This is a genomic window from Propioniciclava sinopodophylli (genome assembly GCF_004324755.1).
Taxonomy (GTDB): domain Bacteria; phylum Actinomycetota; class Actinomycetes; order Propionibacteriales; family Propionibacteriaceae; genus Propioniciclava; species Propioniciclava sinopodophylli.
This window is the reverse complement of the sequence record NZ_SDMQ01000005.1, coordinates 107,854-127,542: the sequence shown is the minus strand read 5'-3', so window position 1 is coordinate 127,542 and position 19,689 is coordinate 107,854. Positions and strand designations below refer to the sequence as shown.

The window sequence follows — 19,689 nt, the reverse complement described above, 5'->3', positions numbered from 1 at the left end:
GCGGCGCCCCCTACGATCGGGCGCATGGGGCAGGTCAGGGTGGCGCGGGTCGCGGTCGACGTCCCGCTGCCGCACCTCGACCGGGCCTTCGACTACGCGATCACCGACGAGCAGGCGGACGACGTGCGTCCCGGCGTGCGCGTCCGCGTGCGGTTCGCCGGCAAGCTGCGCGACGCCTGGGTGCTCGAGCTCGCCGACAGCACCGACGTCGAGCGCCTCGCCCCACTGGAGCGGGTGGTCTCACCCGAGGTGGTGCTGACCGCCGCGACCGCCTCGCTCGTCCGGGCCGTGGCCGACCACTGGGGCGGCACCTTCTCCGACGTCGCCCGGCTGGCGGTCCCACCCCGGCACGCGGCGTCCGAGGCCGCCGCGCGGCCGGAGCGGCCCGAGCCCGCCGTGGGGGAGTCGTCGGGGGTGCTGGCCGGGTTCCCCGGCGGCGAGCGTTACCTGGCGGGCCTGTCAGAGGGCCGCCCCCTGCGCGCCGCGTGGAACCCCGTGCCCGTCGCGGACGCCCCCGGCGACTGGTCCGGCGGGGTGTTGGACGCCGCTGCGGCGGTGTTGGGGGCGGGCCGGGGCGTCCTGCTGGTGGTGCCGGACGCCGACGCGCTGACCCACCTGGGGTCCCGGTGCGCAGCGGTGTTCGGGGCGGGCAGCTTCACGACGCTGTCGGCCGACCTGGGGCCGGCGGCTCGCTACCGCAACTTCCTGGCCGTCGCGCGCGGGGACGTCCGGCTGGTGCTCGGCACGCGCGGTGCCGTGTTCGCCCCCGTGGCCGACCTCGGGCTCGTGGTGGTCTGGGACGAGGGCAACGACGCGTTGGCCGAACCCCGTGCCCCGTACCCGCACGCGCGGGAGGTCGCCGCCCTGCGCGCCGGGGCCGAGCACTGCGCCCTCCTGCTCGCCGGCTACGGCCGGACGGCGGAGGTCGAGGCGCTGGCCCAGCGGGGCTGGCTGGTGCCGCTGGCCCACGAGGCGCGCGAGGTGCGCCGGCTGGGGCCCGCCGTCCGCATCGCCTCGGCCGACGATCGCGCGGAGGACCGGGACCCGGCCGCCCGCGCTGCCCGCCTGCCCCACGACGTCTTCGGCGCGATCCGGGCCGGGCTGGCGTCGGGGCCCGTGCTGCTGCAGGTGCCGCGGGCCGGCTACGCCCCGAGCATGGCCTGCCAGGGCTGCCGCACACCGGCCCGCTGCCCGCGCTGCGCGTACCCGCTGCGGGGCGAGCGCGGCGGGGTACTGGTCTGCACGCACTGCGGCCCGCTCCCGGGGCCGTGGAGTTGCCCCGAGTGTGGGGACGCCCGGCTGCGGGCGCCGCGCGTCGGCGTCCGGCGGACGGCGGAGGAGCTGGGCCGCGCCTTCCCGCAGGTGCGGGTCGTGCAGTCGTGGTCGGGACACTTGGTGGACGCGGTGGGCGACGAGCCCGCGCTGGTGCTGGCCACACCCGGTGCCGAGCCTGTCGCCGAGGGGGGGTACGCGGCGGCTCTCCTGCTGGACACGGGGCTGTTGCTGGGGCGTCCCGACCTGCGCGCCGCCGAGGAGGCCCTGCGCCGCTGGCTGGGTGTGTGCGCCCTCGTCCGGCCGGGTTCACGCGGTGGCACCGTCATGGCGGTGGGGGAGCCGGACGCCCGCGCCCTGCAGGCGCTCGTCCGCCTCGACGTGGCCGGTTTCGCCGCGCGGGAGTACGCCGAGCGCGTCGAGACCCGCTTCCCGCCCGCGGCCCGGCTCGTACAGTTCGACGGGCCCCGGGCCGCCTTGGACGAGGCCGAGGCCGCTTGGCGTCCCGTGCCGGGTGCCGAGCCGTTCGGCCCGGTGCCGCTGGAGACGACCGGGGAGGGCGAGACATGGCGCCTGACCGTCCGGTGCCCGCCCGCCCACGGGGACGCCCTGGTCGCCGGCCTGAAGGGCGTGGTCGCCGACCGTCTCTCCCGCAAGGCGCACGGCGCGCTCAGGCTCCAGGTGGATCCCTTCTGAGGCTGCGCGCCCGGCCCTGGGGTGCGGCGTAAGCTGACCCGGTGCGTCTCGTCTTTGCCGGAACCCCGTCCGTCGCCCTGCCGTCGCTGGCGGCGCTGGTCGCCTCCGACCACGAGGTGGTCGCCGTGGTGACCCGCCCCGATGCCGCCCGCGGCCGCAGCAAGCGGCTCGTGCCGAGCGAGGTGGGGCAGTGGGCGGCCGACCACGGCATCCCGACGTTGAAGCCCACGCACCCCCGCGACCCCGCGTTCGTGGCGGCCCTGACCGAGTTGTCCCCCGACGCTTGCCCGGTCGTCGCCTACGGGGCGCTGGTGCCGCAGCACGTCCTCGACATCCCGCGGTTCGGGTGGATCAACCTGCACTTCTCCCTCCTGCCGCGCTGGCGCGGTGCCGCCCCGGTGCAGCGGGCGCTCATGGCCGGCGATACCGTGACCGGCGCCACCACGTTCCGGCTCGTGCGCGCGTTGGACGCGGGGCCCGTGTACGGAACGACCGAGCTGCCGCTGGCCGGCACCGAGACCGCCGGTGAGGTGCTGGACACCCTCGCTCACGCCGGTTCCCGCCTGCTGCTCGACACCGTGGACGCCCTCGCCACCACCGAGCCCGTGGAGCAGACCGATGAGGACGCCGTGACGCTCGCCCCCAAGATCACCGTCGAGGAGGCTCGCCTCGACTGGACGCGTCCCGCCGACGAGCTGGACCGGCTCATCCGCGGCTGCTCGCCGGCGCCGATGGCCTGGACGACGCTGCGACAGGCTCAGGGAGCGGAAGGGGAGCGCTTCAAGGTCGCGCTCGGGCGCCCCTCCGACGAGGCCGGCCTGGCTCCGGGTGAGGTGCGCGCCGAACGGCGACGGGTGCTCGTCGGCACGGGCACCACCGCGCTGGAGCTCCTCCGCGTGCAGCCGCTGGGCAAGAAGGAGATGGCCGGCGCCGACTGGGGCCGCGGCCTGCGCGGCGAGCAGGTGTGGCTCGCGTGACGGGCAACCGGAAGCTGCGGCGTCGGCGTCCGGACCGGCCGCGACTGATCGCGCACCGCATCCTCGGTGCGGTCACCCAGCAGGACGCCTACGCGAATCTCGAGACCGCCAGGGTGCTCGCCGAGGCCGGGCTGGAGGCGCGCGACGCCGGGTTCGTCACGGAACTCGTGTCGGGCACGTGCCGGCTGCTCGGCACCTACGACCGCATCCTCGCGGCGGCGTCCGGGCGGGACTCCTTCGACCCGGCGCTGGCCGACGCGTTGCGGCTGGGCACCCACCAGCTGCTCAGCATGCGCGTCGGGCCGCACGCTGCCATCGCCACCACGGTCGACCTGGCCGCGGCAACCGTGGGGGAGAAGGTCGCCGGGCTGACCAACGCCGTGCTCCGCAAGGTCGCCGCGCGCGACCTCGAGGGCTGGGTCGAGCACCTCGCCCGTGCTGAGGACGATTTGGGCCGCCTCGCGCTCCGCACCCACCACCCGCGCTGGATCGCGCAGGCCTACGTCGACCTGCTCGGTGACGAGGCCGAAGAGGCACTCGCCGCCAACAACGTGCCGCCCGTGCCGACCCTGGTCGTCCGACCGGGCCTGGCGAGCGTCGACGAGTTGGAGGGCGAGCCGACGGCCCGATCACCGTTCGGCGCGCGCCGGGCCGGCAACCCCGCCGACGTGCCCGCAGTCCGCGAGGGGCGCGCCGGCGTCCAGGACGAGGGCAGCCAGCTGGCCGCGCTCGCGCTGGCCGAGACGGCAACCCCCACCGGGCCCTGGCTGGACCTCTGCGCCGGGCCCGGCGGCAAGGCAGCCCTGCTCGCCGGCCTGGCCATCGGGCAGGGCAGCACCCTGCTCGCCTCCGAGCTGCAGCCCCACCGCGCCGAGCTGGTCGCCCAGGCCCTGCGCGCGTACGACGGGCCCCACCGGCCGGTCACCGTCGCGGCCGACGGCACCCGCCCGGCCTGGCCGGCGTCCACCTTCGCCAAGGTGATGGCCGACGTGCCCTGCACCGGGCTGGGGGCCCTGCGCCGGCGTCCGGAATCGCGCTGGCGGCGGCAGCCCCAGTCGCTCGCCGGGCTCGTCCCCCTGCAGCGCCGCCTGCTGGTCACCGCGCTCGACTCGGCCCTGCCGGGCGGAGTGGTGGCCTACGTCACCTGCTCGCCGCACCGCGACGAGACCGAAGGCGTCCTGGACGCCGTGCTGGCGGGCCGCGACGACGTGACCCGCGAGGCGACGACGCAGCTGTGGCCCCACCGCGATGGCACCGACGCGATGTTCGTCGCCCTGCTGCGCAGGAGCTGAGCGGGAACGCGTCTCGGCGGGCGCTTCGTCGACCCGTACACCGGGGAGGCGGTGGGCCGGGGAGCCAGCCGCTAGAGTCGCCTCGTGGCGAACCGCATCCATCCGAGCGTCCTCAACGCGAACCTGGCGAGCCTCGATGGCGAGATCCGGCGCATCCCCAGCTCCGCCGGAATCCACATCGACGTGATGGACAACCACTTCGTGCCCAACCTCACCCTCGGGCTGCCCGTGGTGGAGTGCCTGCGCAACAACCACCGCGACGCGTTCCTCGACGTCCACCTGATGATCGAGAACGCCGACGTGCACGCCCCCGCCTACGCCGAGCTTGGCTGCGAGTCGGTCACGTTCCACCTGGAGGCGTCCCACGCCCCCATCCGGACCGCGCGCCAGATCCGCTCGCTCGGCTCGCGGGCGTCCATCGGACTGCGCCCCCAGACGCCCATCGAGCCACTGGGCGACATCATCACCGAGTTCGACATGGTGCTGATCATGACTGTCGATCCGGGCTTCGGCGGCCAGAAGTTCCTCGACGGCATGCTCGGCAAGATCCGCCGCACCCGCGAAATTGTGAAGAACTCCGGGCAGGAGATCTGGATCCAGGTCGACGGCGGCGTCTCCGAGTCGACGATCGAACAGGTGGCGGACGCCGGGGCCGATGTCTTCGTCGCCGGCTCGGCCGTCTTCCGCGCCGACGACCCGGACGCCATGGTGCGGTCGCTGAAGGACCTCGCCGACGCCCGCTGCGCGGGGCACTGACGCATGGGCACCGCACTCGACCGGAACCGCAGCCAGCGTCCGCTCCGCACGCCGAGCCAGCCCGGCGACGGCCCCGTCTACCGGCGCCTCGCCATCGCGGTGGGCCACGTCCTGCGCGCCGTGTCCAAGGAGGTCTGGGACGACGCCGCCTCCCTGCCCCCCAGCGGCGGCATGATCCTGGTCAGCAACCACGTCTCCTACCTCGATGTGCTGGCCGTGGGCCGCTACATCATCTGGTCTGGCCGCTGGCCCCGCTACCTCGGCAAGGCCGAGCTGTGGTCGACGCCCGTGGTCGGCTGGTTCGCGCGCAAGTGCGGGCAGATCCCGGTTCAGCGCAACTCGGCCCAGGCCCGCGACTCGCTCGCGCCGGCCCAGGCCGCCCTGGAGCGGGGGGAGTGCGTCGGCATCTACCCCGAGGGCGGGCGCACCCGTGACCCCGACCTCTGGCCCCAGACCGCCCGGACGGGCGTGGCGCGGCTGGCGCTGGCCACCGGGGTGCCGGTGATCCCCACCGCCAACTGGGGCACACACGCGATCATGCCGGGGCGGAAGCTGTCGCTCCCGCGGCTGTTCCCGCGCAAGACCGTGCGCGTCGTCATGGGGGAGCCGGTCGACCTCGCCGACCTGGTCGGCCGCACCGACGTGGAGGCCATGCGCATCGCCACCGAGCGCATCATGGACGCCGTGACCACCCTGGTCGAGCAGCTGCGCGGCGAGCCCCGCCCCGAGGGCATCTGGGACCCGCGCAAGTCGGCCCGGGTGCCCCGCTGGACTCCCCGCTAATACCCGCCTGCTTAGGGGCGGGTTCATCCTGCCCGAGGCCCAGTCGCCGGCCCAGTTCGACGCCTCCGTCGTCGGGCCCCCGACACCATGCGCCAGGCACTCGCCTGACCTACAACCCCAGTTCGCGGTAGCGCCGGGCCCGTGCGGCCCGACGCTTCCTGCGTGGTTGGGCCATGACGCGCAGCAGCTCGTCGCGCAGGGCTGAGCCCAGGGCGGCGCAGAAGGCGTCCGGCTCCGCGGCGAGGTCGTCGGGCTCGGGCACCACGCGGTCGACGATGCCGTTGGCGAGCAGGTCTGCCGACCGGATGCCCTGGGCACTCGCCAGCTCGGGGGCCCGCTCCGTCGTGCGGTGCATGATCGCGGACGCCCCCTCCGGCGGCAGCGGCGCCAGCCACGCGTGCTGGCTTGCCAGCACCCGGTCGGCGGGCGTGAGCGCCAGCGCGATGCCGCCGGTGCCCTGCCCCATCAGCAGGCTCACCGTCGGCGTGGGCAGGGTCAGCAGCTCGCTGAGCGTGCGGGCGATCTCGGGCGCCATGCCGCGCTCCTCGGCCTCCTTCGACAGCGCCGCCCCCGGCGTGTCGATCACGCTCACCAACGGCAGCCGCAGCTCGCGGGCCAGCCGGACGCCGCGGCGCACCTCGCGCAGCGCGGCCGGCCCCAGCGGGACGTCCTGCAGACCGCGATCCTGGCCCACGACGACGCAGGGGGCCTCGCCGAACCGCGCCAGCGCCAGGACGGAGCCGGGGTGTGACTCACCGTCGACGGTGCCGTTCAGCATGGTGACGTCGGTCGCCGCCAGCTCGAGCAGGTCCCGCAGGCCGGGGCGGTCCTCGCGGCGGGTCCGCAGCACCGACTCCCAGGCGGGCACGTCCGGCAGGGCGACGGCGTCCGGCTCGCGGGGCGCGACGGCGTGGTCCTCCGACGTGAGGTGGGCCTCGATGCGCGCGAGCAGCACGGTCAGCAGGCGGTGGAGCGCGTCTCCGAGCTGCTCGGGCGGGCAGACGGCGTCGATGACGCCGCGGTCGGCCAGGTTGTCCGAGAGCTGGACGCCTGAGGGGAACGGTTCGCCGTACAGCGCCTCGAACACGCGGGGCCCGAGGAAGCCGACCAGGGCTCCCGGCTCGGCCAGCGTCACGTGGCCCAGCGACCCCCAGGACGCGAACACCCCGCCCATCGTCGGGTGCCGCAGGTAGACCAGGTAGGGCAGGTTCTGGGCCTTGTGCGCCATGACCGCGCCGGTGACCTTGACCATCTGCAGGAAGGCGATCGTGCCCTCCTGCATGCGGGTGCCGCCGCCCACGGGGAACGCGATGACGGGCAGACGCTCGGCGGTGGCCCGCTCGAGCGCGGCGGTGATCCGCTCGCCTGCCGCAACACCGATGGAGCCGAGCAGGAAGGCCGGGTCACCGGCGACGTAGGCGACGCGCCGTCCGCGGAGCAGCGCTTCGCCCGCCAGCACCGACTCGTCGTGACCGGTGCGCTCGCGCGCGGCGTCCAGCTCCGGGCGATACGTGGTGGTGAGGGTCGGGTCCGCGACGGGCAGCTCCCAGGGCCGCAGGTCGTCGAACACGGTCGACAACAACTCAACAACGGACAGGCGCGCCATCGGTCCCTCCGGGGTCGTTGACCCGGGTGCCGGGTCGATCCCGAGGCTAGTCATGGCCGCCGCGGGCGGCGACTCTCAACGACCCCGGCGGCGGAGGTACCGCTCGAACTCGTAGGCGATCTCGTCGCCGGTGGCCTCGGCGGTGTCGTAACGCTGCTCGAGCCCGGTGACGTACTCGGCGATGTCCGGGTCGTCGCCGACCAGGTCGGTGACCCGGGCCTCCCAGGTCGCGGCCATCTGGGGCAGGTCGTGCTCGTCCAGCTCGGTGTCGAGGAACTCGCCGAGGCGGCGCAGCAGCGCGAGGGTCGCCTTGGGGTTGGGCGGCTCGGCCACGTAGTGGGGCACGGAGGCCCACAGGCTGGTGGTCGTCAGTCCGGCGTCCCGGCAGGCACCCGCGAGGACGCCGACGATGCCCGTGGGGCCCTCGTAGTCGGTGCCGTCCTCGGAGACGGGCACGGGCCGGCTGTGGGGTGCGTCGGCCAGCATGGAGCCCATGGCGATGACCCGCTCGGGCCCGATCGACCGGAACGCCGAGACCAGCGCCGCGGAGAACCCCTTCCAGCGCAGGTTGGGCTCGGGGCCGTTGACCAGAACGAGGTCGCGCTCCGGCAGGTGGGCGACCAGCAGCTCGGTGGTCGCCCACTGGACGCTCCGCTCGCCGTCGTCCTGTCGCACCAGCACCGGCCGGTTCTCGGTCAGGTCGTAGTACTCGTCCGGGTCCAGCTGGAAGGCGAACTCCGTCTCGTACGACTCGGTGAGGTGGTCGATGACGCCGGTGGCGGCGTCGCCGGCGTCGTTCCAGCCGCTGAAGGCGAACAGGACGACCGGACGACGCAGGTCGGTGAGGCGCGTCGAAACCATGCGCGCCACCCTAGCGCGGGCCGGACGCCGCCCGGCCCTGCACAGCGGATCGGTATCCTTGAGCGGTGAACAACTCCCTTGCCACCGCACTGTCCTCCCGCGTCGTCATCGCCGACGGGGGCATGGGCACGATGCTGCAGGGGTACGACCTCACCGTCGAGGGCGACTTCGCCGGGCTCGAGGGCTGCAACGAGATCCTCAACGTCACGCGCCCCGACGTGGTCGGGGCCATCCACGCCGCCTACCTCGACGCGGGCGCGGACGCCGTGGAGACCAACACCTTCGGCGCCAACCTCGCCGCCCTCGGCGAGTACGACATCCCCGAGCGGATCGCCGAGCTGGCAGAGTCCGGCGCCCGCATCGCCCGCCGGGCCGCGGACGCGGCGTCCACCCCCGACCGGCCCCGCTGGGTGCTGGGGTCCATGGGGCCCGGCACCAAGCTGCCGTCGCTGGGTCACCTTCCCTACGCCACCATCCGGGACGGCTACCGGACCCAAGCCGCGGCGATGATCCGCGGCGGCGTGGACGCCTTCCAGGTCGAGACCTGCCAGGACCTGCTCCAGGCCAAGGCCGCCATCGTCGGTGCCAAGCGCGCGATGGCTGAGGCCGGCGTGAAGTTGCCGATCCTGGTCAACGTGACCGTCGAGACCACGGGCACGATGCTGATGGGCTCCGAGATCGGCGCCGCGCTGACCGCGCTCGAGCCGCTCGGAGTCGACGTGATCGGCCTCAACTGCGCCACCGGGCCGGCCGAGATGAGCGAGCACCTGCGCCACCTGTCCCGCAACGCGAAGGTGGGCGTGGCCTGCATGCCCAACGCCGGCCTGCCCGAGCTGACCGCCGACGGCGCCCGCTACCCGCTCGGCCCCGAGGAGTTCACCGCAACCCTCACCCAGTACGTCACCGAGTTCGGCCTCGGGCTGGTCGGCGGCTGCTGCGGCACCACGCCCGAGCACATCCGCCAGCTCGCGGACGCCGTGGGCGGGCGTCCGCTCGCCCCCCGCCAGCCGGCGGACGTGGCGTCCGTCTCGAGCCTGTACGCCGACACCCCGCTGCGGCAGGACACCTCGTACCTCTCCGTGGGGGAGCGCACCAACGCCAACGGCTCCAAGGCCTTCCGCGAGGCCATGCTCTCCGGCAACTGGGACGAGTGCGTCGACATCGCCAAGGGCCAGTCCCGCGAGGGCGCGCACCTGCTCGACCTGTGCGCCGACTACGTGGGCCGCGACGGCACCGCCGACATGCGCGAGCTCGCCTCCCGGCTGAACACGTCGGTCACCCTGCCGATCATGCTCGACTCCACCGAGCCCGAGGTGATCGAGGCCGGCCTGGAGTCCCTGGGCGGGCGCTGCGTCATCAACTCGGTCAACTACGAGGACGGCGACGGCCCCACCAGTCGGTTCGCCCGCGTCATGCCCATCGTGAAGGAGCACGGCGCCGCCGTCGTCGCCCTCACCATCGACGAGGAGGGCCAGGCCCGCACCGCCGAGTGGAAGGTGCGGGTCGCCGAGCGGCTCATCACCGACCTCACGCAGAACTGGGGGCTGGCCACGTCCGACATCATCGTCGACTGCCTGACCTTCCCCATCGGCACCGGCCAGGAGGAGACCCGTCGCGACGCCATCGAGACCATCGAGGCGATCCGGCAGATCACCGCGAAGTACCCCGATGTGCAGACCACGCTGGGCGTCTCGAACGTCAGCTTCGGCCTCAACCCGGCGGCGCGCGTCGTGCTCAACTCGGTGTTCCTCAGCGAGTGCGTGGACGCCGGCCTGAGCTCGGCGATCGTGCACCCGTCCAAGATCCTGCCGATGGCGCGGATCCCCGAGGAGCAGCGCGAGGTCGCCCTCGACATGGTCTACGACCGGCGCCGCGAGGGATACGACCCGCTGGCCCGCTTCCTGGAGCTGTTCGAGGGCGTCACCACCGCCGACACCAAGGCCGCTCGCGCCGAAGAGCTCAAGGCGCTGCCCCTGGGCGAGCGCCTCCAGCGTCGCATCGTGGACGCCGACGACAAGGGTCTGGCCCAGGACCTCGACGAGGCGCTGGCCACCAAGCCCGCCCTCGACATCGTCAACGAGGACCTGCTGGCCGGCATGAAGACCGTCGGCGAGCTGTTCGGTTCGGGCCAGATGCAGCTGCCGTTCGTGCTCGCCTCGGCCGAGGTGATGAAGAAGTCGGTCGCCCATCTCGAGCCGCACATGGAGAAGTCCGACACCGAGGGCAAGGGCACGATCGTGCTGGCCACGGTCAAGGGCGACGTGCACGACATCGGCAAGAACCTCGTCGACATCATCCTGACCAACAACGGCTACACGGTGGTCAACCTCGGCATCAAGCAGCCCGTCGGCACGATCATCGAGGCCGCCGTCGCGCACAACGCCGACGCGATCGGCATGTCCGGGCTGCTGGTGAAGTCGACCGTCGTCATGAAGGACAACCTGCTCGAGCTGAACGCCAAGGGGCTCATCGACAAGCCGGTGCTCCTCGGCGGGGCCGCGCTCACCCGCGCCTACGTCGAGCAGGACCTCAACAACCTCTTCGAAGGTGAGGTGCGCTACGCCCGCGACGCCTTCGAGGGCCTGTCGCTCATGGACCAGGTCATGGCCGTCAAGCGAGGCGAGGCAGAGGCGCTTCCGGCCCCGCGCGAGCGCCGTGTCCAGGGCAAGACCCGCCAGGAGATGCCCGAGCCGGACGCCTACGCCGACACCGAGCCCTCGGACGTGGCCCGGCGCGTCGACGTGCCGACCCCGCCGTTCTGGGGAAGCCGCGTCGTCAAGGGCATCAAGCTCGCCGACGTTTCCACGTGGCTCGACCACCGGGCCACCTTCATGGGCCAGTGGGGCCTGCGGGGCACGCGCGGCGGGGAGACCTACGAGCAGCTCGTCGAGCGCGAGGGGATCCCGCGCCTGCGTACGTGGCTGGACCGGATCGCGACCGACGGCCTGGCCGAGTTCGCCGTCACCTACGGTTACTGGCCCTGCCATGCCGAGGGCAACACCCTCATCGTGGGGGCACCGGAGGACCCGACGCGTGAGCTGACCCGGTTCACGTTCCCGCGCCAGTCCCGGGATCGCCGCCTGTGCCTGGCCGACTTCTTCCGCAACGACCAGGAGGCCGCCGAGCTGGGGCCGGACGTGATCTCGTTCCAGCTCGTCACGATGGGGTCGCGGGTCGCCGAGGAGACCGGCCGCCTGTTCGCCGAGAACTCCTACCGCGACTACCTCGAGCTGCACGGCCTGTCGGTGCAGTTGACCGAGGCGTTGGCCGAGATGTGGCACGCCCGCGTCCGGGAGGACCTGGGGCTGTCGGGGGCGCCCGACGGCGACGTGGACGCCATGATCCGCGACCAGGCCTACCGCGGGTCCCGGTACAGCTTCGGCTACCCGGCGTGCCCCGACCTGGCCGACCGTGCCAAGCTGGTGGCGTTGCTGGAGCCCGAGCGCATCGGTGTGGTCCTGAGCGAGGAACTCCAGCTGCACCCCGAGCAGTCCACCGACGCGCTCGTCGTCCACCACCCGGAGGCCAAGTATTTCAATGCACGCTGACCCCACCCCCGGCCACGACCTGCCCGCGGCGCTGCTCTGGGACTTCGACGGCACCCTTGTCGACTCCGAGCGGTCGTGGCACGCCGCCGAGCGGCGCCTGATGGCCGAGTGGGGCGGAACGATCACCTCCGAGCAGCAGAACCGCCTCACCGGGTGCTCGCTGCGCGACAGCGCCGCCATGCTCATGCGCTGGGCGGGCCGCGACGACCTCGACGTGGACCACTACGCGGGCGTCCTGAACGACTATGCGCTGGAGGACATGACCTCCCGCGGCGTCGAGTTCCGGCCCGGCGCGCGTGAGCTGCTGGACGCCGCGGCCGCGGCCGGCGTCCGCAACGCGCTGGTGTCGGCGACGTTCACCAGCGTTCTGGAGGCGATCCTGTCGGGCATGGGGTCGCACCCGTTTGAGGTCGTGGTGGGCGGCGACGTCGTCACGCGCGGCAAGCCCGACCCGGAGCCCTACCTGATGGCGGTGGAGCGGCTCGGCCTGGCGGTGCGCGACTGCCTCGCCCTGGAGGACTCCATCCCGGGCACCACGTCCGCCGAGCGTGCGGGGCTGGCCACGCTCGCCATCCCGTTCGAGCAGGACATCGAGCCCACGACGCGACGCCAGATCGTCCCCACCCTGGAGGGGCTGGGGCTGGCTGCCGTCGGCCGGCACTGGCGCGAGCTGCGCGATGCGTAGGCCGCTCGCGGGCACCGTGGCGCTGCTCGTCGTGCTCGCCGGCTGCACCCTGCCGAGCAACGATCCCGAACCCGCGCACGAGCCGGTCGACACGCCGGCGACGATGGCCTCCGCCTCACCGACCCCGCCACCGCGCCCGTTCACGGTGACGACCACCGAGGTGCCCGCGACGTTCGACCCTGCCGCGGCGACCACCGCGGCGGACGCCATCGTCGCCCTCAACGCCTTCAGCCGGCTCATGGTCGTGCACCCCCAGGTCGCGGAGCTCAAGCCCGACCTGGCACGCGACTGCCTCTACACCTCGCCCACCACGTACGAGTGCGATCTGTCCGAGGGCTTGACCTTCCACAACGGCCACGCCCTCACGGCCTCGGACGTCAAGTTCAGCATCGAGCGGGCCTACCGCCTGAGCGTCCCGAGCAGCTCGATCCGGCTCTTCGACTCACTCAACCGCGTCGAGGTGGCGGACGACCTCACGGTCCGGTTCCACCTCAAGTACGCCGACACCCAGTTCGGGCACGCGCTGGCCACGCCGGCGGCAAGCATCGTGGACGAGGAGCTGTACGATCCGGACGCCGTGCGCCCCAACGAGGGCCAGGTGGTCGGGTCGGGGCCCTACGAGCTCGTCACCACCGCGCCGGACCGCCTCGTCTTCGAGCGCTTCACCGACTACCGGGGTGCCCTGACCGGCCAGATCGACGAGATCCAGCTGGAGTTCGCGGCCGATTCGGCCGCGGTCGAGGCGGCCGTCGCCGAGGCGTCCACCGATGTCGTGTGGCGGAGCCTGTCGGCCTCGGCGCTGGAGCGCATCACGACCGAGATGGCTGCGGGGGGCGGGCGGACCGAGTCCGGATTCACGCGCGTCGAGCTGGCGGGGGCCCGCGTGAACCGGCTGGTCTTCCGCCCGGCGTCGCCGTTCCGCGACGACCCGGCCGTCCGCGGTGCGGTCGCGGCCGCCCTGCAGGCGGACCGCACGCTGGCGTCCGTCGTGCCGCCCACGGTGGAGGGCTCGGTGGACGCCTTTCCGGTCGGCGGCCAGGCCGAGATGCCCGACCTGGGCGGCCAGCGCCTGCGGCTGACGCTGGCCTACACCAGCCGTGCGCCCGGGGCGCGCGACCGGGCCGCCGTCCTGCGCGACCGGCTGGAGGAGAGCGCCGGCATGTCGGTGCAGCTCGTCCCCGACACGCTCGAGGCCGACCTCGTGCTGACCGACCGCCCCGCCTGGGTGAACACGGCGTTCGGCTGGCTGCAGCCCTACGTCGACGACGCCCTGCCCGGATCGCAGGCCAAGATCGACCAGCTCGTGCAGAGCGCCCGGGAGACGCCGGACCCGGCGACGCGCAACGCCCTGCTCGCCGAGATCCAGCAGCAGGCGGCGGTCGACCTCACGCTCATCCCCCTCTCCGTCGGCCCCGAGAACATGCTGCTCGGGCCCGGCACCACCCTCCAGGGCCAGCCCTTCGGGCCGGCCTGGCAACTCGGACTCTGGAGCCTGCGTGACTGACTTCACCTACCCGACCACCACCGGTCCCCTCCGCGAGGGGGAGCGCGTCGTGATGACGGACGCCAAGGGGCGTCGGCACACGGTCAAGCTCAAGGCGGGCGGCAACTTCCACACCACGCACGGCGGCATCAGCCACGACGACCTGATCGGGCAACCCGAGGGCGTCGTCGCTTTGTCGGTGGGCGGCGCCGAGTTCCTGGTCTTCCGCCCCCTGCTGCACGACGTGATGGTGGCCATGCCGCGCCAGGCCGCGGTGATCTACCCCAAGGACGCCGCGCACATCCTGATGCAGACCGACATCTTCCCGGGCGCCCGCGTGCTGGAGGCCGGCGTCGGCTCGGGGGCGCTCTCGCTGGCGTTGCTGCGCGCGTTGGGGCCGGCCGGGCGCCTGTACTCCTACGAACGCCGCGCCGAGTTCGCTGAGGTGGCGCGCAAGAACGTCCGCTCGTTCTACGGCGAGGAGCCCGGCACGTGGGAGGTCCGGCTCGGCGACCTGGCCGAGGTGATCGGGCCCGAGGAGGTCGACCGCGCGATCCTCGACATGCTCGCCCCCTGGGACTGCATCGACGCCGTCGCCGAGCGGCTCGTGCCGGGTGGTGTCCTGTGCTGCTACGTCGCCACCGCGACCCAGCTCGGTCGTACCGCCGACACGTTGCGCACCCACGGCGGCTTCACCGAGCCGGTGCTCAAGGAGTACACCGCCCGCGACTGGCACGCCGAGGGCCTGGCGATCCGGCCCGGCCACGCGACGTCGGGCCACACGGGCTTCCTGATGTTCACGCGCCGGCTGGCCCCCGGGCACATCGCCCCGCGCAAGAAGCGGCGTCCGGCGCCGGGGGCTTACGGCGCCGACTACACCGGTCCCCGTCCGGCCGGCGTCGAGGCCGCGCCGGTCATCGAGTCGGAGCAGGCGTGACCGACGGTGACGCCCGCCGGCTGGAGGTGGCCGAGCGCCGCCTGGCGCAGGCGCGCGCGGACGCCCGTGCCCTGGCCCAGCACAACGACAAGCTGAACGCGACGCTGCGGGACGCCCGCGGCCAGCTCGTCGCCCTGCGCGAGCAGGTCGCCGCCCTGGCGCTGCCGCCGCAGCAGTTCGGTGTGGTGCTCGGGCTGCCGGAGGCCGGTTTGGCCGACGTCCACGTGGGCGGGCGGCTGCTGCGCGCCGCCGTCGCACCCGAGGTCGTCGACGTGGAGCGCCTGGACGTGGGCGCCCGCGTGCTGGTCAACGAGGCGCACGTCGCCGTCGCGGTGGTCGACCACCCCCCGGCAGGGGAGATCGTCCGGGTGCGCGAGCGGCTCGACGCCACCACCGCGCTGGTGGCGGGCACCAACGACGAGGAGGTCGTCGTCACGCTGGCGTCCTCGCTGCGGCACGCCGACTTGACGCCGGGTCAGTCCCTGCTGGCCGACCGGCGGGCGCTGGTGGCGTGGGCGTCCGTCGAACGCACCGACGTCGAGGAACTCACGCTGGAGGAGGTGCCCGACGTCAGCTGGGCCGACATCGGCGGGCTCGACGACCAGATCGCCCAGGTGCGCGACGCGGTCGAGCTGCCCTTCCGGCACCGCGACCTGTTCATCGAGTTCGGGCTGGCCGCGCCCAAGGGCGTCCTGCTCTACGGCCCGCCGGGCTGCGGCAAGACCCTGGTCGCCAAGGCGGTGGCCAACTCGGCGGGCTCCTCGTTCCTCAACATCAAGGGCCCAGAGCTGCTCAACAAGTACGTCGGCGAGACCGAGCGCCAGATCCGGCTCACCTTCGCCCGGGCCCGCGAGGTGGCCGAGGCGGGGCGTCCGGTCATCGTTTTCTTCGACGAGATGGACTCCCTGTTCCGCACCCGCGGGTCGGGCGTCAGCTCGGATGTCGAATCCACGATCGTGCCCCAGCTGCTCGCCGAGATCGACGGCGTGGAGTCGTTGGCCAACGTGATCGTCATCGGCGCCACCAACCGCGAGGACCTCATCGACCCCGCCATCCTGCGGCCCGGCCGCCTCGACGTGAAGATCCGCCTCGACCGGCCGGGGCGTGCTGGCGCGGCCGAGATCCTCGGGCTGTCCCTCACCGGCGCCACCCCGTGGAACGGGGCCGAGGCGGACGCCGCCGGCGGGGCCGGGGTGCTCCGGGCGTCCGTCATCGCCGACGCCGTGGACGACCTGTATGCCCGGACCGAGCAGAACCAGTTCGTCGAGGTGACCTACGCCAGCGGCCAGCGCGAGGTGCTGTACGTGGGTGACTTCACCTCCGGGGCGATGCTGGCCAACATCGCGGCGCGCGCCAAGAAGACGGCCATCAAGGAGCTGCTGGAAGGGGGCGAGCGCGGCGTCCGCCGGGCCCACGTGCTCGCTGCCGTGCGGGACGAGGTCGCCCAGAACGAGGACCTGCCCAACACCACCAACCCGGAAGACTGGGCGAAGCTGTCCGGACGCCGCGGGGAACGGATCGTCTTCATGCGCACGTTGGCGGGTGGTTCACAGGGTGGAATCCGGGCTCTCGACGGGTGACTCGCACTCGATCCGTGACGCCGTTGCGCCCTGCCGGAAGAGGGTCGCGCGCAGGCACTGGGAGTGCGCCCTCCGCTTCGGCTGCTGCTAGCCGGCGTTGCGCTTGGCGGGGTTGCCGGAGCGGCGCGGGTCCTTGGCCCTGGGCTGCTCCGGCCGGTTGCGCCGGACCAACCACACGACAGCGCGCCAGCCGATGAGGAAGGCGGCCAGCACGGCGGCGGTGACGAGGACGAAGCTGAACTCGGCGGTGTCACCCAGCAGCAGGCGGAACAAGATGCCGAGCACCACCGTCATCGCCCACACGAACACGCCGTTGACCAGCGTCAGGCCGGAGTGCCGCTTGAGCAGGAAGCCGATCCACGCCATCAGGGTGCCGGCCAGGAACGGCAGCGCGGTGCGCTGGATGCCCTCCATGTCGAGCGGTTCGGCGTGGGAGGCGCGCCCGATCATGACGAAGACCACCACCAGCGCCAGGTCGGAGACGATCGCGAGAATGCGGCTCATGACACCCCTTCGCAGGTCCGGTTTCGCGCCAGCGTAGCGGCCGCCTGCGACAATGCCCGCATGCCGCTGCTCCTGGGGACCGAGACGGAGTACGGCATCGCTGCGCCCGGGCGTCCGGACCTCGACGCGCACGCCCTGTCGTCCTTGGTGGTGGAGGCCTGCGGCGTCCCGGCCACCCCCGTCGTCGAGGACTCCCGGCACCGCATGCTCGGCAACGGAGGGCGCTTCTACGTCGACCACGGACACCCGGAGTACTGCACCCCCGAGACGACCTCGCCCACGGACGCGCTGGTCTGGGAACTGGCCGGCGACCGCATCGTCGCCGAAGCCGCGGCCGCCGTGTCGAACGCCCTGGGCACCCCCGTGCGGGTCTTCAGGAACAACACCGACGGCAAGGGCCAGACCTACGGCTACCACGAGAACTACCTGCTGCGCCGCTCCACCGACTGGGCACTGGTGGAGGAAGCGCTCCCGACCCTGCTGGTCACGCGCGTGCTCCTGGCCGGGGCCGGACGCGTGGGCATCGGTCCGGCCTCGGACCGGCCCGGGTTCCAGCTGTCGCAGCGCGCGGACTTCTTCGAGCAAGTCTCCGGGCTGGACACCACCCAGCGCCGCGGCATCGTCAACACCCGCGACGAGCCGCACGCCCTGCCCCGCGACTGGCGCCGCCTGCATGTCATCGCCGGGGACGCCACCCGGTCGCCCTTCGCGACCTGGCTGAAGCTGGGCGTCCTCGGGCTGTGCCTGGCTGTGCTCGAGGCGCGTGCGCTGCCGCCCGTTCGCCTCGCCGACCCGGTGGCGGCGTTCCGGACGGTGAGCCGCGACCTCACCCTCAGCGAGCCGCTGGCCCTCGCGGGCGGGGGCACCGGGAGCGCCCTGCACGTGCAGCGGCTCCTGCTGGACGCCGCGGCCGCGTACGCCGAGCGCACCGCGTTCCCCGAGGCGGACGCCCTGCTCGCGGCGTGGGGCGCGGTGTTGGACGACCTGGCGACGAGCGGCCCCACCGGCGTCGCCGACCGGCTCGACTGGGCCGCCAAGCTGACGCTGTTGGAGGGATATCGCGCCCGCGGGGGCCTGGGCTGGGACCACCCCAAGCTCGCCCAGGTCGACCTCGCGTGGGCGGAGCTGGGGGAGCGCGGCCTCGCCGAGCGGCTCCAGGCGGCCGGACGCCTCCGCCCCGGGCCGGCGCCCGGGCCGGTCGAGGCAGCCATGGTCACGCCGCCGACGGACACCCGCGCGCACACCCGCGGCACGTGGGTGCGGGAGCACGTCGACCACGTCGTGGCCGCCGGGTGGGACTCGTTGCTCGTCCGCGGCTCGGCGGGGGCCCTGCACCCGCTGCGCATGCCGGACCCGTTCCGGCACACGGCTGCCGGGGCGGAGCCGGGCGCGAGCGCCGATAGACTCGCCCGCAGCCACGACCGGAGGGATCCATGAGCGAGCGCATCCAGCGTCAACGCGGCGCGTCCACGCAGCGTGACGAGGCGACGGCGCCCCTGGTGGCCTCACACGAGCAGACCGCCGACCTCGACGCGCTGCTGGATGAGATCGACCTCGTCCTGGAGTCGGACGCCGAGGAGTACGTGAAGGGCTTCGTGCAGAAGGGCGGCCAGTGATCGAGGTCAGCCTCAGCCCGGCGCTCGTGATCGGCACCGGCCTGGTCGGCGCGTCCGTCGCGATGGCGCTGACCCGCGCCGGCGTCGAGGTGCACCTGGAGGACAAGCGCCGCTCCCACGCTCTCGTCGCCGCCTCCCGCGGCGCGGGCACGGTCGAGCCGGTGGACGCCGACGCCGTCCGCCTCGTCGTCGTCGCCACGCCGCCCCAGGCCTTGTCCGGGGTCATCTTCGAGGCGCTCCAACGCTTCCCGAACGCCACGATCACCGACGTCGGGTCGGTCAAGGGCGTCGTTTTGGCTGCGCTGCGCGCTACCGGCGCCGACCTCGCCCGCTACTGCGGGTCCCACCCGATGGCCGGCTCGGCCAAGGACGGCCCCATCACCGCCCGCGCCGACCTCTTCGAGGACCGCACCTGGGTGATCACGCCCCACGACACGTCCGCGGCCCAGTCGGTTCTGGTCGTGCGCAAGGTCGCCGAGCTGTGTGGCGCGCGTCTCACCACCATGGCGGCCCAGCACCACGACGAGGCCGTCGGCCAGGTCTCCCACGTGCCGCAGCTGATGAGCGCCTTGGTCGCCGGGGGCCTGCTCGACCTGCCGGCCGAGCACCTCACCCTCGCGGGCCAGGGGCTGCGCGACGTCACCCGCATCGCCGGCGGCGACCCCAAGCTGTGGCGCCAGATCATCTCCGCCAACCACCGGGCCCTGCGCATCGAGCTTCAAGAGCTCCACGCCGACCTCGGCAAGCTGATCGAGGCCATCGACGACCCGGACGCCGTGGAGGCGTTCCTCGACCGCGGGCGCACCGGCACCCGGGCGATCCCGGGCAAGCACGGCTCACTGCCGGCCGACTGGGCCGAGGTGGTCATCGAGATCCCGGACGCCCCCGGCTCGCTCGCGCGCCTGTTCGCCGACGTCGAGGCCGCCGGGGTGAACGTCGAGGACGTCACCATCGACCACGACACCCAGGCCGAGCGCGGCTGGTTGGCTGTGCACGTCGAGGCGGACGCCGCCGAACCGCTGTCCGCGGCGATGACCGCGGCGGGCTGGAACGTCCGGCGCCCCTAGCGCAGCGCCCCACGGGGGAGGGGGCG

The 19,689-nt window shown here is 73.5% G+C and carries 15 protein-coding genes and 1 pseudogene; 13 read left to right on the top strand and 3 right to left on the bottom strand.

The window, feature by feature from the left end; translation table 11 throughout:
• The first annotated feature begins 24 nt into the window (after positions 1–24).
• The 5 genes from ET989_RS06770 (at position 25) to ET989_RS06750 (ending at position 5,776) form a co-directional block, all read left to right on the top strand.
• Positions 25–1,968, top strand: coding sequence for a primosomal protein N' family DNA-binding protein (locus ET989_RS06770; RefSeq protein WP_241656240.1), 1,944 nt, complete (start codon positions 25–27; stop codon positions 1,966–1,968).
• Between the two features lie 41 nt (positions 1,969–2,009).
• The gene (gene fmt / locus ET989_RS06765) at positions 2,010–2,945 is read left to right on the top strand and encodes a methionyl-tRNA formyltransferase (RefSeq protein WP_131167780.1); all 936 of its coding nucleotides are present in this window, start codon (positions 2,010–2,012) and stop codon (positions 2,943–2,945) included.
• Positions 2,942–4,237 carry an RsmB/NOP family class I SAM-dependent RNA methyltransferase gene (locus ET989_RS06760; protein WP_131167779.1) on the top strand — a complete coding sequence of 432 codons (1,296 nt, stop codon included), beginning with the start codon at positions 2,942–2,944 and terminating at the stop codon, positions 4,235–4,237. Before fmt ends, ET989_RS06760 begins: the two co-directional genes overlap by 4 nt.
• An 84-nt stretch (positions 4,238–4,321) precedes the next feature.
• Positions 4,322–4,993, top strand: coding sequence for a ribulose-phosphate 3-epimerase (gene rpe / locus ET989_RS06755; protein ID WP_131167778.1), 672 nt, complete (start codon positions 4,322–4,324; stop codon positions 4,991–4,993).
• 3 nt (positions 4,994–4,996) lie between these two features.
• Complete coding sequence (locus ET989_RS06750) at positions 4,997–5,776, top strand: lysophospholipid acyltransferase family protein (RefSeq protein ID WP_131167777.1); 780 nt, start codon at positions 4,997–4,999, stop codon at positions 5,774–5,776.
• Positions 5,777–5,885: 109 nt separating this feature from the next.
• Here ET989_RS06750 and ET989_RS06745 read toward each other — a convergent pair whose 3' ends face one another.
• Together ET989_RS06745 and ET989_RS06740 are read right to left on the bottom strand one after the other, a co-directional pair.
• Positions 5,886–7,382: a carboxyl transferase domain-containing protein gene (locus ET989_RS06745; RefSeq protein ID WP_131167776.1), complete on the bottom strand. Its 1,497-nt coding sequence runs from the start codon at positions 7,380–7,382 to the stop codon at positions 5,886–5,888.
• A 75-nt stretch (positions 7,383–7,457) separates the two neighbouring features.
• Positions 7,458–8,243 carry a PAC2 family protein gene (locus ET989_RS06740; protein ID WP_131167775.1) on the bottom strand — a complete coding sequence of 262 codons (786 nt, stop codon included), beginning with the start codon at positions 8,241–8,243 and terminating at the stop codon, positions 7,458–7,460.
• 122 nt (positions 8,244–8,365) lie between these two features.
• Here ET989_RS06740 and metH point away from each other — a divergent pair, with 122 nt between their 5' ends.
• The 5 genes and pseudogenes from metH to arc all read left to right on the top strand — a co-directional run bounded on the left by metH (position 8,366) and on the right by arc (position 16,476).
• Complete coding sequence (gene metH, locus ET989_RS06735) at positions 8,366–11,791, top strand: methionine synthase (RefSeq protein WP_131167848.1); 3,426 nt, start codon at positions 8,366–8,368, stop codon at positions 11,789–11,791.
• Positions 11,781–12,476 carry an HAD family hydrolase gene (locus tag ET989_RS06730; RefSeq protein WP_131167774.1) on the top strand — a complete coding sequence of 232 codons (696 nt, stop codon included), beginning with the start codon at positions 11,781–11,783 and terminating at the stop codon, positions 12,474–12,476. Before metH ends, ET989_RS06730 begins: the two co-directional genes overlap by 11 nt.
• On the top strand, positions 12,469–13,980 hold the full coding sequence (locus tag ET989_RS06725; RefSeq protein WP_131167773.1) for an ABC transporter substrate-binding protein: 1,512 nt from the start codon (positions 12,469–12,471) through the stop codon (positions 13,978–13,980). Before ET989_RS06730 ends, ET989_RS06725 begins: the two co-directional genes overlap by 8 nt.
• Positions 13,981–14,002: 22 nt before the next feature.
• Positions 14,003–14,896 (top strand): annotated as a pseudogene (locus ET989_RS06720) (tRNA (adenine-N1)-methyltransferase); the annotation flags it as partial.
• The gene (gene arc / locus ET989_RS06715) at positions 14,893–16,476 is read left to right on the top strand and encodes a proteasome ATPase (RefSeq protein ID WP_131167772.1); all 1,584 of its coding nucleotides are present in this window, start codon (positions 14,893–14,895) and stop codon (positions 16,474–16,476) included. The pseudogene ET989_RS06720 and the gene arc, both read left to right, overlap by 4 nt.
• Before the next feature lie 87 nt (positions 16,477–16,563).
• On the opposite strand, the gene ET989_RS06710 is transcribed toward arc, so the two are convergent.
• Positions 16,564–16,980 (bottom strand): DUF3054 domain-containing protein, encoded by a 417-nt coding sequence (locus tag ET989_RS06710; RefSeq protein ID WP_131167771.1) that lies wholly within the window; start codon positions 16,978–16,980, stop codon positions 16,564–16,566.
• A 60-nt stretch (positions 16,981–17,040) separates the two neighbouring features.
• Here ET989_RS06710 and ET989_RS06705 point away from each other — a divergent pair, with 60 nt between their 5' ends.
• Genes ET989_RS06705 through ET989_RS06695 form a run of 3 tightly spaced genes read left to right on the top strand, consistent with a single transcriptional unit; the run spans position 17,041 to position 19,663 of the window.
• Complete coding sequence (locus tag ET989_RS06705) at positions 17,041–18,417, top strand: proteasome accessory factor PafA2 family protein (protein WP_131167770.1); 1,377 nt, start codon at positions 17,041–17,043, stop codon at positions 18,415–18,417.
• Positions 18,414–18,596: a ubiquitin-like protein Pup gene (locus ET989_RS06700; protein WP_131167769.1), complete on the top strand. Its 183-nt coding sequence runs from the start codon at positions 18,414–18,416 to the stop codon at positions 18,594–18,596. Before ET989_RS06705 ends, ET989_RS06700 begins: the two co-directional genes overlap by 4 nt.
• On the top strand, positions 18,593–19,663 hold the full coding sequence (locus tag ET989_RS06695) for a prephenate dehydrogenase (protein WP_131167768.1): 1,071 nt from the start codon (positions 18,593–18,595) through the stop codon (positions 19,661–19,663). The genes ET989_RS06700 and ET989_RS06695 overlap by 4 nt, the downstream gene beginning before the upstream one ends.
• Positions 19,664–19,689 lie beyond the last annotated feature (26 nt).